Source organism: Fusibacter tunisiensis, assembly GCF_016908355.1.
Classification (GTDB): domain Bacteria; phylum Bacillota; class Clostridia; order Peptostreptococcales; family Acidaminobacteraceae; genus Fusibacter_D; species Fusibacter_D tunisiensis.
Genome location: NZ_JAFBDT010000001.1, coordinates 181,684 through 197,258, shown reverse-complemented (window position 1 = coordinate 197,258; position 15,575 = coordinate 181,684). Strand labels below are relative to the sequence as shown.

11 protein-coding genes are annotated in these 15,575 nt (G+C 36.3%); all 11 read left to right on the top strand.

From position 1 onward, the window contains the following. The first annotated feature begins 106 nt into the window (after positions 1-106). The 11 genes from uraA to JOC49_RS00940 all read left to right on the top strand — a co-directional run bounded on the left by uraA (position 107) and on the right by JOC49_RS00940 (position 15,437). On the top strand, positions 107-1,399 hold the full coding sequence (gene uraA / locus JOC49_RS00990) for a uracil permease (RefSeq protein WP_204661274.1): 1,293 nt from the start codon (positions 107-109) through the stop codon (positions 1,397-1,399). Between the two features lie 123 nt (positions 1,400-1,522). Then, on the top strand, positions 1,523-2,578 hold the full coding sequence (locus JOC49_RS00985) for an endonuclease/exonuclease/phosphatase family protein (RefSeq protein WP_204661272.1): 1,056 nt from the start codon (positions 1,523-1,525) through the stop codon (positions 2,576-2,578). Between the two features lie 18 nt (positions 2,579-2,596). Beyond that, on the top strand, positions 2,597-3,349 hold the full coding sequence (locus tag JOC49_RS00980) for a nitroreductase family protein (protein ID WP_204661270.1): 753 nt from the start codon (positions 2,597-2,599) through the stop codon (positions 3,347-3,349). Positions 3,350-3,645: 296 nt separating this feature from the next. Beyond that, a complete protein-coding gene (locus tag JOC49_RS00975) occupies positions 3,646-5,583 on the top strand; it encodes an endonuclease MutS2 (RefSeq protein ID WP_204661268.1) in 1,938 nt (645 codons plus the stop codon). Positions 5,584-5,636: 53 nt separating this feature from the next. Next, on the top strand, positions 5,637-6,818 hold the full coding sequence (locus JOC49_RS00970) for an acetyl-CoA C-acetyltransferase (RefSeq protein WP_204661266.1): 1,182 nt from the start codon (positions 5,637-5,639) through the stop codon (positions 6,816-6,818). Between the two features lie 93 nt (positions 6,819-6,911). Beyond that, positions 6,912-8,936: a sensor domain-containing protein gene (locus JOC49_RS00965; protein ID WP_204661264.1), complete on the top strand. Its 2,025-nt coding sequence runs from the start codon at positions 6,912-6,914 to the stop codon at positions 8,934-8,936. Then, positions 8,936-9,598 (top strand): SanA/YdcF family protein, encoded by a 663-nt coding sequence (locus JOC49_RS00960; RefSeq protein WP_204661262.1) that lies wholly within the window; start codon positions 8,936-8,938, stop codon positions 9,596-9,598. Before JOC49_RS00965 ends, JOC49_RS00960 begins: the two co-directional genes overlap by 1 nt. A 21-nt stretch (positions 9,599-9,619) precedes the next feature. Continuing rightward, a complete protein-coding gene (locus tag JOC49_RS00955; RefSeq protein WP_204661260.1) occupies positions 9,620-10,555 on the top strand; it encodes a hypothetical protein in 936 nt (311 codons plus the stop codon). A 123-nt stretch (positions 10,556-10,678) separates the two neighbouring features. Then, on the top strand, positions 10,679-12,013 hold the full coding sequence (locus tag JOC49_RS00950) for a TldD/PmbA family protein (RefSeq protein WP_204661258.1): 1,335 nt from the start codon (positions 10,679-10,681) through the stop codon (positions 12,011-12,013). A gap of 9 nt (positions 12,014-12,022) precedes the next feature. Beyond that, positions 12,023-13,249 carry a metallopeptidase TldD-related protein gene (locus tag JOC49_RS00945; RefSeq protein ID WP_204661256.1) on the top strand — a complete coding sequence of 409 codons (1,227 nt, stop codon included), beginning with the start codon at positions 12,023-12,025 and terminating at the stop codon, positions 13,247-13,249. A 49-nt stretch (positions 13,250-13,298) separates the two neighbouring features. Further along, on the top strand, positions 13,299-15,437 hold the full coding sequence (locus JOC49_RS00940) for a DNA topoisomerase III (protein WP_204661254.1): 2,139 nt from the start codon (positions 13,299-13,301) through the stop codon (positions 15,435-15,437). The last annotated feature ends 138 nt before the right edge of the window (positions 15,438-15,575 follow it).

Here is a 15,575-nt window from a genome sequence, read left to right as displayed (position 1 = left end):
TAGGTCTGACTGCTAATGCTATTAACTAGATTGTAAGAGACAATAGAATCCGGAGATTAAAATCAGCTTTAGCGAATCGATAATTTAATTAATCTAGGAGCGTATTATGTCAAAACAAGAAATTCAAGTTGATGAAAGATTGCCAATACTCAAAACAATTCCATTGTCTTTTCAACATTTATTTGCAATGTTTGGTGCATCGGTTCTTATTCCAATTATAGTAGGTGTTAACCCTGCCCTTCAATTGCTCTTCAATGGTATCGGGACACTCTTGTATATTATTATAACAAGAGGCAAAATTCCGGCATTCTTAGGGCCAAGTGCAGCCTTTATTCCTGTCGTATCAGCAGTTATGCTTACTGAAGGGTACAGCGCAGCACTATCTGGTGGTATCGTTGTCGGAATTATTTTTACCATTGCAGGTTTTGTTGTCAATAAAGTAGGGATGGGGTGGATTGATGTCTTGTTGCCACCAGCGGCGATGGGCACTGTTGTTGCCGTAATCGGGTTGATCTTAGCAAAATTTGCATCCGGTTTAGCGGGTTTAATACCAGGTGAAGTTCCACCGGAACTTCAAACTAAAACCATTATTGTTTCAATGTTTACGTTAGGTGTTGCCATTATATCAAGTGTTATGTTTAGAGGGTTCTTAAAGGTAATTCCAATATTGATTGCCGTTGTGTGTGGTTACTTATTTGCAATCACACAGGGGCTTGTTGATTTGTCTACAGTTGCCGAGGCACCTTGGTTTCAGATTCCAACATTTGTTAAACCTGAGCTAAATTTTAATGCAATTATGATTATAGCACCCGCAGCACTTGTGGTCCTTGCGGAGCACGTTGGTGATTTAAGTGTAACTGAAAAAATAGTCGGGAAATCCTTAATTCGAAAAGATAAGGGTTTGTCTCGATCTTATATTGGAAACGGTATCGGCACAGTTCTATCTTCTGCTTTTGGTGGTTTGCCAGTAACAACTTATGGTGAAAATGTTGGTGTAATGGCACTTACAAAAGTATATTCCGTTTGGGTAATTGGTGGTGCAGCTATATTTTCTATTGTTCTGTCATTTATGGGCAAGGTAACTGCTATTATACAAGCAATGCCACAGGCTGTTATGGGTGGTGTGTCTATTCTCTTGTTTGGTATGATTTCTGCATCAGGATTGAGAATGTTAATTGATTCAAATGTAGATTACTCTAAAACCAGAAATCTCATTTTATCCGCTATTGTACTCATATTGGGTGTTGGTGAAGGTAAAATCGTTATGGGGCCTGTTGAACTAGAAGGTATGGGACTGGCAACAATGGCTGCCATTCTCTTAAGTCTTTTCTTCTTGCTAATTGACAAGCTCGGTATTAGCAACACTTCCGGTTCGGAAGAAGAGGAAACAGAAGCATAAAAATGTATAAAACTCAACCTTATTTATTTTATTTTAGGTTGGGTTTTATTTTTTTCCCCTATAGCCCACCTATTTTGATAAAATGTACATAGAAGTGTAAAGTTTATGAAACTAGGAGGCGTTATGAAGCGGATTCTTTTTTGGGCTCTAAGTATACTAATGGTACCAGTTCTTATTTTTGTATTGTTTCTGGCATACAGCATTGTTACGGAGTATAAACCAGGTGAAGTAGAAGAAGGCATTGTTCTAAATAAAAATAAAGTTGACAAAGTAGAGGTGTCTCCTTTTCAGGTGACCATATTCAATATTGGTTACTGTGGCCTTGATGCTGCACAAGACTTTTTCATGGATGGCGGCACAATGTCGCGTTCTTCTAGCCTAGAACAAACTGAAAAAAACTTATCAGGTGTTCTTAAATTTATGACTGAAATAGGATCTGATGCTTTTTTGCTACAAGAAGTTGACGAAGAATCATCAAGAAGCTATAAACTCAATCAAGTAAACCGAATTGTTGACGCTTTTCCCTCATACAGCAGCACATTTGCTTACAATTTCAGGACAGGTTGGGTGCCTATTCCTGTTACGAATCCAATGGGTAAAGCTATTTCAGGTCTACTGACACTTTCAAAAGCAAATCCTGAAATAACGACCCGTTACCAACTGCCAGGTGATGAACCCATCCCAAATCGCTATTTTGATTTAAAGCGTGCAATTTTAATGAACACCTACGAAATGGATAACGGAAAAACTTTAGTTCTTATGAATGTACATCTGTCTGCTTTTGATGAGGGTGGCTTAATTAGAGCGCAACAAGTTGAATGGTTAATAAATTTTATCGAAGAAAATTATAATCCCAATGAAAATTACTTTATTATTGGTGGCGACTGGAATCATTTGTTGTCGCAAAAATTTTTCGATCGTATTAAGGGTGAGCCTGAGTCATGGATTGCTGTGATTCCAGATTCAATTGAAGCGACTGGCTTCAAACTTGTTTATGATGAAACTGTCAACACTGTTCGATCGCTCATTACGCCTTATGAACCTGGCGTAAGTTTTGAGACTATTATAGACGGTTTCCTTGTTTCACCCAATGTAAAAATCATCTCTGTTACGGGCCATGACTTAGGATTTGAAAATTCTGACCATCAACCTGTAACGGGCGTATTTGATTTTGAATAAGACAAAAGGAGTTTAATAATGAATCCAATTTACGAAAGCCTCATGAATCGAAAGTCCACTCGAGTTTTTGAAAATAAAACCATCGAGCCAAATTTGAAATCACATATTTTAGAAGCCGCATTTCAAGCGCCAACTGCTGGGGCACAAATGCTTTATTCCATAATAGATGTAACTGACTCATCTATAAAAGAGAAGTTGGCAGTCACATGTGATAATCAGTCTTTTATCGCAAAAGCACCCATGGTTTTAATCTTTCTAGCCGATTGTAGACGATGGCTTGACACCTACAAATATGCTGGCCTGAATCCAAGACTTCCTGGAGTGGGCGACTTGTTTCTAGCCATTCAAGATGCCGTCATTGCCGCACAAAATGCAGTTGTTGCTGCAGAGTCCTTTGGAATAGGGTCTTGTTATATTGGCGATATTCTTGAGAATGCAGAAATTCATAAAGACCTCTTAAATTTAGATCCTTATGTCGTGCCTATTTCCATGCTTGTGTTTGGTTATCCAACCGAACAGCAAAAAGATCGTCAAAAACCCGCAAGATTTGATCGCAAATACTTGGTTCATGAGAATCAATATAAACGTTTAAATGAAGCAGAACATAAAAAAATGCTTATAGAGCGCGCTCAAAATCCAACTTTTGAATATAATACTTACATTGAAAAGTTTTGTACACGTAAGTATATGTCTGATTTTTCTCTGGAAATGTCCAGATCTTCTGAATTATACATTGAGAATTTCATGACACAAAATAAAAAGATGAGATAGTTCCAATTCATGTTTATCTTGCATTTTAAAAAAAATCTCTTTATAATAAATATAGAAATGCAACATGACAGTTGCATCAAGGAGTTTTTTATGAGTGGAGTCGTTCTAAACAGATAACTTCAAAATGGTGAAATTGCATACCCGGTTGGGTTTCTTTGTAGTGCAATTTTGCCAGCAAGTTTGTTTAGAACACTGTAACCCGTAAGGGCTCTATTTTTGTATCCAAGATTTTGGATTTATTAGCAATAGGCAGTGCGTCTATTGCTATTTTTTGTTTTTTGAAAGGAGAAAGTACATTGATTACTGAAAAAATGCAAGCTATGCTAGACTGGAATGAAATTATAACGCGACTCGTTAATTTCGCTGTCTCTGAAAAAGGCAAAACAAGTCTAAAAAATTTGTATCCTATGACCGATTATTACTTGATTCAAAAGAAATTAGATGAAACCACAGAAGCCAAAAGAATGCTTGACGCCTCAAGCACGATTCCACTTCATGCCCTGATTGGTATCAAAGCTATTCTCGATAAATTGGATCGAAACGAAATACTATCACCCTCTGATCTAGACCATATTGGTGGTTTTATTAAAGATTGTCAAAAAATGATGCGTCATATGCAAAACAATTATGAAATCGCACCGAAAATTGCCCAATATGCTTTTAGCATGGCGCCATTAGACAACGCACTTAATGAAATATCGCGGTGTATCGTTCATGGTACGGTAACGGATGAAGCTTCAAATAAGCTGTCAAAAATTCGAAAAAAAATCATCCAAATTGAAGACCAAATCAAGAGCAAACTTCAATCCTATCTTACTCATTCAAGTTATAGCAACATGCTGACTGATGCCATAATTAGTCAACGTGACGGACGATATGTGATACCTGTTAAGTCAGAACACAAACGCAATATCGATGGTATGGTACTGGATCGTTCAAGATCAGGCGGAACTGTCTTCATTGAACCGATTTCTGTAAAAAAATTACACGATTCATTAGATCAATTAAAAATTGATGAATACAACGAAGTGTATAGAATTTTGTCCGAACTTTCGAGTACACTTATGACCGTTAATCCAGAACTTAGAATCAATTATGATGCAATGGTTACGTATGATATTTTATTTGCAAAAGCGAAACTGTCATCTTCAATGGCAGCAAACGCCTCAAAAATCAATCTTGATGGTGTGATAGCCATTGCGCAGGGGAAGCATCCACTTTTAGGCAGTGATGCTATCCCACTAAATTTAGATTTAAACCAAACGCGCCGAAACCTAATTATTACTGGGCCAAATACTGGTGGAAAAACAGTTACCATGAAAACAGTTGGCTTATTTATTCTAATGACTCAATCTGGGCTTCATATTCCATGTGGCACAGGAACAAACTTAAATATCTTCACTCAAATCTTATGTGATATTGGAGATGGCCAAAGTTTAACACAAAACCTAAGCACTTTTTCATCACACATAAAAAACATCAATGAAATTTTAGAAAATGCAACGCATCACGCTTTGATTATTTTGGATGAAATTGGCGCAGGAACCGATCCGAGTGAAGGTATGGGCATTGGAATTTCAGTTTTAGAGTATCTAAACGCAAAAAACTGTTATATTTTAGCTTCAACACATTACAATGAGATAAAGAAGTTTGCGAGTGCCCACCCAGATTTTATAAATGGGCGTATGGCATTTGATATCAAATCACTAATGCCGCTTTATAAACTTGAAATTGGAAAAAGTGGGGAAAGCAATGCGCTTCATATTGCACTTCGAATCGGTATGCCCAAATCACTTATCGAACGTGCCCATGAAATTGCCTACAATGAAAAAATTGATGTTCAAAAACAATTGGACGCACAAATTGAACAACAGGAAAAATATGTAGTTCCAGAACCTTTGAAATCCATTAAAAAAGGAAAATCTGATAAATCAATATACAAGCCCAAGACAAGGTCAAAGTTTAATATAGGAGATGCTGTTTATATACACACGATGAAGAGAACTGGTATTGTGTGCGAAACAGAGAACACTAAAGGAGAAGTAACTGTTCAAGTTATGAACAAAAAGATTAAAATCAATCATAAAAGACTTTCTTTATATCTAGAATCTGAAGACCTGTATCCTGAAGATTACGACATGGACATTGTTTTTAATAGCAAATCAGCTCGAAAAGCAAAGAAAAAAGTTCAAAAAGGTCATAAAGATATTGTTTATGTTGATTCCAACCAGTAATGGCACAATTATTGCAATATCCTTTTTATAAGAATAAAAGGAGGCTACAAATCATGAAAGAAATAGTAATTGTAAGTGCTGTTAGAACAGCTGTTGGAAGTTATGGAGGCAGTTTGTCAAATATACCTGCTGGTGATCTGGGATCAATTGTAATTAAAGAAGCTATAAAACGCGCTGGGATAGAAGCATCTCAAGTGGACGAAGTCTACATGGGGTGTATTCTTCAAGCTGGACAAGGACAAAACGTAGCACGTCAAGCTTCAATTAAGGCAGGCCTTCCAGTTGAAATTCCTGCAACGACTCTAAACATGTTGTGTGGGTCAGGGTTAAGAGCTGTTTCACTGGCAGCTCAAACGATCATTTCGGGGGACAATGACATCGTCATCGCTGGTGGTACTGAAAACATGAGTATGGCACCTTATTTGCTTGAAAAAGCTAGATTTGGTTACAGGATGGGGGACGGAACCCTAAAAGACTCAATGGTATTTGATGCCTTGACAGATGCTTTTAACAATTATCATATGGGCATTACAGCAGAAAACCTAGCGGCTCAATATGCCCTTTCACGTGAAGCTCAAGATCAATTTGCTGCTGAAAGCCAAAACAAGGCAGATGTTGCGATTAAATCTGGACGTTTTAAGGATGAAATTGTCCCTGTCGTTATCCCTCAAAGAAAAGGAGACCCAATTGTATTTGATACAGATGAATTTGTTAAAGAAGGGATTACACCAGAAAAATTAGCAAAACTTAGACCTGCTTTTAAGAAAGATGGCACTGTAACTGCAGGAAATGCATCTGGGATAAATGATGGTGCTGCCGCACTTGTGATTATGTCTAAGGAAAAGGCAGAGGCACTTGGCATCAAACCACTTGCAACAATTGTCTCTTATGCAAATGCTGGTGTTGATCCTTCTATTATGGGAATCGGACCTGTTCCATCATCTCGAAAAGCGCTTGATAAAGCTGGATTAAAAATCGATGAAATGGATCTTATTGAAGCAAATGAAGCCTTTGCCGCCCAGTCCTTAGCTGTAGGGAAAGACCTATGTTGGAACCCAGAAAAAGTCAATGTAAATGGTGGGGCAATTGCACTTGGCCATCCGGTTGGGGCAAGTGGCGCAAGAATTCTTGTAACCTTATTGTATGAAATGGAAAAAAGAAACAGTCAGTATGGATTGGCAACTTTATGTATCGGTGGTGGCATGGGGACTGCTGTTATTGTACAGAAGAATTAAACTGTCCAAAGTTTGTACATGAATAACTTTGACTTAATAAAGATTTGTTTGATACAATAGAAGCGTAATCATTTAAATCTTTAGGAGTCAATTATGAATATAATAAAAAGTATGGAAGACATTAAGCAGCTTCCTGTAGATAATGTTAAAAACAACCCTTGGAAAACCGTGGTAATGTATGCTGCCATCGGTTTTCTTTGGATTGCATTTTCAGATCAGCTAATATTAGTTGTTACAGATAATCCTGAAACAATTAGCACCTATCAGACATATAAAGGTATTTTTTACGTTGTTATTACTGCATTTTTGTTGTATTATTTCATTCGAAGAGACTATGCAAGGACAATTGCTTTAACAAACGATGTGATTAAAAGCAATGAAGAAATTGTTGCATATACAGAAGAACTACATGCTATGGAAGATACACTTAAAAAAAATATAAAAGAACTTCATTTAACCAATTCTATGTTGGCCAGTCAAAATCAATATGTTGATGAAATCTACAACCGTAGTAACGCCGCGATTCTCATGTGGCATCCAAATGGCAAGATTGTAGACTTTAACGATCAATTCAAAAATCTTTTGGAATATGATGACAGTGAATTGGCCGAACTCAACTGGATAAACGAACTTATTCCCACTCAAGAAAGTGAGTCCAGTACTGAAAAAATAAAAGCGCTTTTAGAAGCGTATCGAAATGAAAATTATGAGCGCACTTTGATTTCAAAATCTGGTCGTTATTTAACCTTTATTTGGAATGATGCTCTAATAAAAAGCCCTGCAGACGGAAAACCCCTTATCCTCTCGTTTGGAATGGATATAACCGTCCAAAAAGAACAAGAAGCTCGACTCAATCACCTATTGTCTTTTGATGAACTAACAGGCCTTGGCAATAAAGTCAATTTCGAAGAAACTATAAGAGACTTAATTTCTAAAAAAATAGATTTCTCTATTTATAGCATAGATTTTGATAACTTTAGACACTTAAATGAGGTGCATGGGTTTAAAACAGGGGATCAATTTTTGACGACATATGCTCAAGCACTTGCTCAAAACTTTAATACATTTGATTGCTTTCGTTGGTCTGCAGATGAATTTTATATGGTGCATTCTTATACGAATCCAGTTCAAGAAAACAAATTATTGCAAAGTGTCATCAACTTTTCTTCTCAAAAGTGGACATTAAATGATGCAGAATACAAACCAACCGTATCAATTGGTGTGGTTCAATATCCGACACACGGTAAGGACACAACAACGCTTATAAAAAATTTAGATATTGCACTTAATTTTGCGAAAAATAACGGCCGTAATCAAATCGTTTTTTATGACGAAATTCAGCACGAAAAACTTGAACTTTATTCTCAAGTGGCTTTTGAACTGGGCAGAGCCATCGAAAAAGGAGGCTTTGAACTTTTTTATCAACCGATTTTTAACATACAGACTCAAAAAATGGTTGGTGCTGAAGCGCTAATTCGTTGGGACAATCCTTTTGGCGTAAACACTGGTGAGTTTATTACAATTGCTGAAAATACAGGTCAAATCAAAGACATTGATTATTGGGTTATCGATTCTGTCTTTAAATTTATCGCTCAACATAATCAGATTTGGGCACATCAAATGATGTCAATTAATTTATCTGCTCAGTCATTTAATTCCAATGAAATTTTAGAGTATCTCAAGAAGAAAATTTCATTTTATAAAATCAACCCTGCACAGATTACATTTGAAATTACCGAGTATTCCATAATCAGCAATTTAGAATTCACAAAGGAAATGGTTGGTAATTTAAAGAATATGTCTTTTAATGTCGCTTTAGACGACTTCGGAACGCAATATTCATCCCTGAATTATTTGGGAAAACTTAATTTAGATCACCTTAAAATTGATAAAAGTTATACAGATTTAATTACACTTAACCCTCTAGACAAAAAAATTGTAAGGCATATTATTAATTTAGCGTCAGATATTGGTCTTGAAACCGTTGCAGAAGGAATCGAAACTGATGCACAATTGGACGCATTAAAGCAAATGGGCTGTAAAATGGGTCAAGGTTACCTCTTGAGTCGACCGATACCAGCTAAGGACATAATTGGACTTGTGGAGGCGCAATCTTAATGAAGATTTTTTTTAAAAAATTAATGTTATTTCTTATGATTTTAGTAATCAGTGTAGGTCTTGTATCTGTTCTTATCAATATTCACGTTATTTCAAGTACAAAAAATTGTATTATTTCACCTGAAACCGCTTCAGTTTTAAATGCGGATGCTATTTTGGTGTTAGGCGCTGCTGTAAGACCAGATAAAACACCAAGTCCCATGCTACAAGACAGATTGAACCAAGGCATTGACTTATATAATCTAAAAGCCTCAAACCGAGTTCTTGTTAGTGGTGACAACAGTACCATTCATTATGATGAAGTTACTGTGATGAAAAATTATATTTTGGCAAGTGGTATACCTTCTGAAGATGTGTTTAAAGACCATGCTGGGTTTAATACCTATAACAGTATGTTTAGGGCAAAAGAAATATTTAGAGTGAACCGTGTGATAATTGTCACGCAAGAATACCACTTATACAGGGCAATCTACATTGCCAAACATTTGGGTATGGATGCTTATGGCGTTGCGTCCAATCCGAGAATTTACTCCGGACAATCGGCGAGAGATTTCAGGGAATTTTTAGCAAGAGTAAAAGATTTTTTCCTTTCAATTGTAAAACCTGATTCTGTTTTTTTAGGAGATGAAATCCCGATTTCGGGGAATGGTAATTTGTACTAAATCGCCACAAAGGAGGCCACTATGAAAAACAGTCTCATCATACTTGGCATTATACTCATTCTTTTTTTGACAACATATTATATGGAAAGTACAACAGCCACTATTGATATCTACAGTGCCGATGCAAATACACTTGAGCGCCTTACTGTGGATAAACTCACAGTTCATGCAAATGCTTCAATCGAAGACCGGCTTCTGATTATTACACAAGGCTTGTCTGAGAAGGTGTTTAAGCTTCCAATGGCTTTTATAGAAATTAAACAAATTTTCAATCAAGACATTGCTTATATTAATTTACTGGAATCTCCTGATAAGGACAAAACCCATGCTTGGAACATAGGATATTTTCAAGGCTCAACAGGAAGTGCTGTCACGTCTATTGCATTAGTGGATTCTTATCTTCAACCCGATTATGAAGGCGCATGGATTGATGGCGTTAAGTTCTTATATGAAGGAGAAACCATCCAATTCGACCATGTTTATGGTCTTCAACAAACACAGTATCGACATAAGGTATATACGTTAGCTGAAATTGATGAAAATGATAAACTCTTGGAAAACATATCTTTAAAATCAAAATCTATTTCTGATAACAAACGTGAAATTACCTACGAATTAAGGGGAGAATTTCCAGCAAATGTTATGGTTCAGCATTATGCTGCTAACGATAGTTTTAATCTTTTAATCTTAGAATCTCCCATACGCGCCTTAAATATAAAAGTTGATTTTGCAGAAAATTTTATGCCCTACACAGAGACCTTTGACTGGAAGATTCCTATTTCTAATCCGGATACATTTTTAGAGAAGCTTAAAAACTATGATTTAACCCTTTATGAGAAATTTATAAATGAAGATCCCGTTTATTTATCTGTTTTATTGGCAGATTTCAATAGTTGGTTGAATGCCGAATCAGAATATTTAAATTCAGTCAGATTTATAGACATAATAACAGATTAATACTGAAAAAAAGCCTTTTCCTATTTGGAATAAGGCTTTTTTAATGTAATTTTAACCCAATAATCAGACAATTATGTTACAGTAAAGTCATATAAAAATATTTATATCAAGAGGAGGCTGTCCATGTATATTTTCCCTAAGCATTTGTATACAGATGTCAGAATTGAAGAAACGTTCGAAACCAAACTAAGTTACAAAAAAGAAGTGCTGCAAGAACAAAAAGTAAGAAATAATAAAGGCGCCTTTATCCGCGTATTTGATGGTGTTAGATGGTTTTATGCGTCCACAACTGAACTGGATACTATACAAGCTCAAATTGATAGATTGGCATCAATGGCGACGCCAAATAAAGCCATTGATTCAAATGCCATTGTAAAACAATTTGAAGTCCATAAAGATCAGTTGCTCCAATACACAAATCAAAGTGTTTCAGATATTGACATTACGGTAAAGAAAAACTTACTTGAATCCTATTTGACTCTAATCCCTTCAGAAACTGTGGTTCACCATTCTTCATATTATGTGGACAACAAAACCATAAAGTCCATTTTTTCGTCTAAAGGAACTGCTGTTACATTTGATAAACAAACGTGTGGCATTCGCATAAATCTAGAGTTGGCTCATGGCGATAATAAGGATCAGACCAGTGTCTCAAAAGCAGGTATATTTTTTGACGACATCCTAAACCTTAATGATTTCTTTAACTCAGAATTTAAAAAAGATATTGAATTTGTAAAAAATGCAATCCCTGTTGAACCAGGTCAATACACTGTTCTTTTAAGCCCACTAGCTACTGGCGTTTTTACCCATGAGAGTTTTGGACACAAAAGTGAATCTGATTTTATGGTTGGCGACGAGACCATGAAGGCAGAGTGGGCTATTGGTAAAAATGTAGGCACGAAAATCTTAACAATTATTGATGATGGACAAGTTAGGGGAAATGGGTATGTGCCATACGATGATGAGGGAACAAAAGGCAAGAAAACATATATTATTACAGAGGGCAAACTCACCGGAAGATTACACAGTACTGGAACCAGCGCATCTTTAGAAGAAGACCTTACTGGAAACGCACGTGCCATGAACTTTGAATTTGAACCAATTGTGCGTATGACGACTACCTATATTGAAAAAGGGAAACGTCCACTTGCAGACATCATCTCTGAAATTGATAAGGGCATATTCGTAGACAACATCAATCATGGTTCAGGTATGTCAACATTTACAATTGCACCCTCTAGAGCCTATATGATTGAAAATGGAAAAATTACAAAACCTGTTAGAATTTCAGTAATTACGGGGAATGTTTTTGAAACTTTAGGTGAAGTCGATGCCTTAAGTGAAGAATTTGAACTTTTAAGTTTTGTTGGCGGCGGCTGTGGCAAAATGGAACAGTGGCCACTTCCGGTAGGCTTTGGTGGCCCATACACACGTGTTCGAAAATTAACTGTACAATAGGGGGAACTCATGAAAACAGAATTTATAACTCTAACAAATAAAGAAACAGCTGCAAAGATTGTGAATTCAAAAATCGATGCAGTTCGCGTAAAAGACATAACAAAAAAAGGCGTTCGTGTTTATAACAATGGGAAAATTGGCGTTTCAGGTGCCATTGGAAACATTCCCAATGAAACACTCGTCCAACACGCTACAGAAAATTTGGAAGCCGATATTGAATACCCATATGAAATTGAGTCTAATTTCATAGATCATCGCAATGTCTCAAGTCTTAAAATGTCAAGTGAGTCTCTCCTTGAAACAGCTGAAGAAGTGCTTTTAGAGCTTAGAAATACACATGATACATTTTGGTTTTCAGAAAAAATAGCTGTAAATGAAGTCACCTATACGTATCAGAATTCTGAAGGTTTAGATTTAATCTATGAGGATTCTTGGATTGAATTGGGATTAATTCTGAAAGAAAAAAAATCAGCCAATTTGTTTGATGGGTTTATTCAATATATTGGCAGAACGTTTGACAAAAAGCGATTTTGGGATTTTAATCACGCATATTTAACAGCTTACTCAAATCAGGTTGCGTTACCAGAAGGGGACAAACTCCCTGTATTCATGTTAGAAGCGCCTGAACTTCTTGGTTTTATGAACAATTCTTTAAATGGTGAGCGCTATGCAACTGGAAGCTCGATTTTTACAGGGAAAATTGGTGAAAATCTTTTTAATGAGAAAATTGTACTGGGCCAAAATTTTAATCCTTCAAAAACATTTGCCCCACATTTTGATTCAGAAGGGGTTGTTCTAAAAAATGACACGTGTCACCTCATAGAAAATGGAAAATTGGTTCGTGTCTTTACTGATAAAAAAACGGCCAATCAATACAAGCTTCCGCATACAGGTGCTGCCAGTGGTGCTTATGATGGGATTCCTACGCTAACTGGAACCAGATTGAGATTTGAAACAGATTCCACTTCAATACCAGCTGTTCTAAAGGGGAAGCCGGCTGTTTTAGTAGTTGCTTCAGCAGGTGGTGATTTTACACCTGAAGGCAGTTTTGCCGCGCCAATTCAAGTTAGTTTTTTATTTGATGGTGAGAAAATTATTGGCAAACTCCCTGAATTTTCAATCAGGTCTCATCTATACAAGATGCTTGGTGAAGATTATATTGGAACTTTTGATAATCCTTTCTATATTGCTGAAAACTCACAACTTCATGGATTTTATATGACAATCTCAAGGTAACATATACGCCTCTAATGTGATATAATGTAACGCATTGGAGGCGATTTTTATGTCAAAAAAATTAGTGCTTGCAGAAAAACCTTCTGTGGGCAGAGATATAGCACACGTTTTAAACTGTAAAGAAAAACACAACGGTTATTTTGAAGGGAAAAATTATGTTGTAACATGGGCATTAGGACATCTTGTAACACTTGCAGATCCAGAAACATATGATCCTAAATATCAAAAGTGGAATCTTGAAGACTTGCCAATGTTACCCGCACCTCTAAAATTAGAGGTTATACGCAATACCAGAAAGCAATACAACGCCGTAAAAACATTAATTCATAGAAACGACATCTCAGAAATTATTATTGCCACAGATGCAGGTAGAGAAGGGGAACTTGTTGCACGATGGATTCTTGAAAAAGCCCATTGCAAAAAAAATAGCCAACGCCTATGGATTTCTTCTGTAACCGATAAAGCGATAAAAGAAGGATTTAACACGTTACGTCCCGGAAAAAATTATGACCGCTTATATGCTTCAGCACTAGCGCGTTCAGAGGCCGACTGGTATGTAGGGCTTAATGCCACACGTGCTCTAACCACAAAATACAATGCGCAACTTTCCTGTGGTAGGGTTCAAACGCCTACCTTGGCAATGGTTGCGGAAAGAGAACGTGATATACAAACTTTTAAAAGCAAAACTTTTTTTGGACTTCAGGCATTAACGCAAAACCTCCATTTTGTATGGGTGGATCCAAAGTCAAAAAGTGCACGAACATTTGATCAAGCGACTATAGATGCGGTTGAAGAAAAGTGTTCGGACCATAAGATTAAAATTGATAAAATTCAAAAGACCTTAAAAAAAGTACCCGCACCTCAGTTATATGACCTAACTGAATTACAACGTGAAGCCAATCGAAAATATGGGTTTTCTGCAAAGCAAACTTTAAACGCCATGCAAAAACTATATGAAACTCATAAAATACTTACTTATCCTAGAACAGATTCTAGATATATTTCTTTAGACATCGTTCCAACACTTAAAGATCGAATTAAAGCTTGTGGCTCAGGTGAGTTTGGTCGTGTTGCAGGCAAACTATTAAAGCAGGAATTTCGTTTGGGGAAAAATTATGTCGATGATTCAAAAGTAACAGACCATCATGCCATTATTCCAACAGAACACTCTGTACCGCTTCATATACTTTCAACGGATGAACGGAAAATATATGACCTCGTTGTCCAGCGGTTTTTAGCTGTATTAATGCCTGTTTATCAGTTTGAGCAAACTTCAATTGAAGCCTCAATTCATTCAGAACATTTTATTGCAAAAGGGAAACGTATTGTCGATTTAGGATGGAAAGCTGTCTATTCAGATTATGATGACGCCATATCAGAAGAAGATATACACGATCAAACTTTACCAAATATTTATGAAGGACAAACCTTTGAATCAGTTCATCTAAGGAGAACAGAAGGTAAGACACAGCCACCAAAGTACCATACAGAGGGAACCTTATTAAGTGCAATGGAAAGACCTTCTAAAAATATGCCCTATGGTATTGGGACAGTTGCTACACGAGCCGATATTATTGAAAAACTACACAGTTCCTTTTTAATTGAAAAGAAAGACCAGTATTTATATATGACATCTAAAGGCAAACAACTGCTTGAAATTGTACCTGAGGACCTTAAAAAACCAGAATTGACTGCTGAATGGGAAGAGAAACTTGAAAAAATTGCTAAGGGTCAATTAGAAAAAGACACTTTTATATCAGAAATCAAACAGTATACACAGTCTACCGTTGCAAATATTAAAAACAGTTCTGTGAAATTTAAGCACGACAATTTAACACGTGAAAAGTGCCCAGATTGCGGAAAAAATCTTTTGCTTGTTAATGGGAAAAAAGGAAAACTTTATGTTTGCCAAGATCGGGAATGTGGCTATAGACGGTCATTATCCATCGTTACAAATGCCAGATGTCCTGTCTGCCACAAAAAAATGGAATTAAGAGGTGAAGGCGAAAATAAATCTTTTTTCTGTCGCTGTGGCCACAGGGAAAAATTAGACGCTTTCAATAAAAGACGAAAAGAAGCTGGAAATAAGGGAAGTGCAAAAGATGTTAAAGCCTATTTAGACGCTCAAAAAAAGGAAAATTCTTTTGACTCTCCTTTAGCTGAAGCCCTTAAAAAATTGAAATTGTAAAAAAAGGGGCCCATGAAAATCATGGGCTCTAATTTTTTGATGACAAAGTCATCAAGTGTATTTAGTGCTTTCAAAAGACCTTCTGGATTAGGTTTTGTTTCTGAGACGTCATCTCTTGTAATTGTAAAATCAAATATA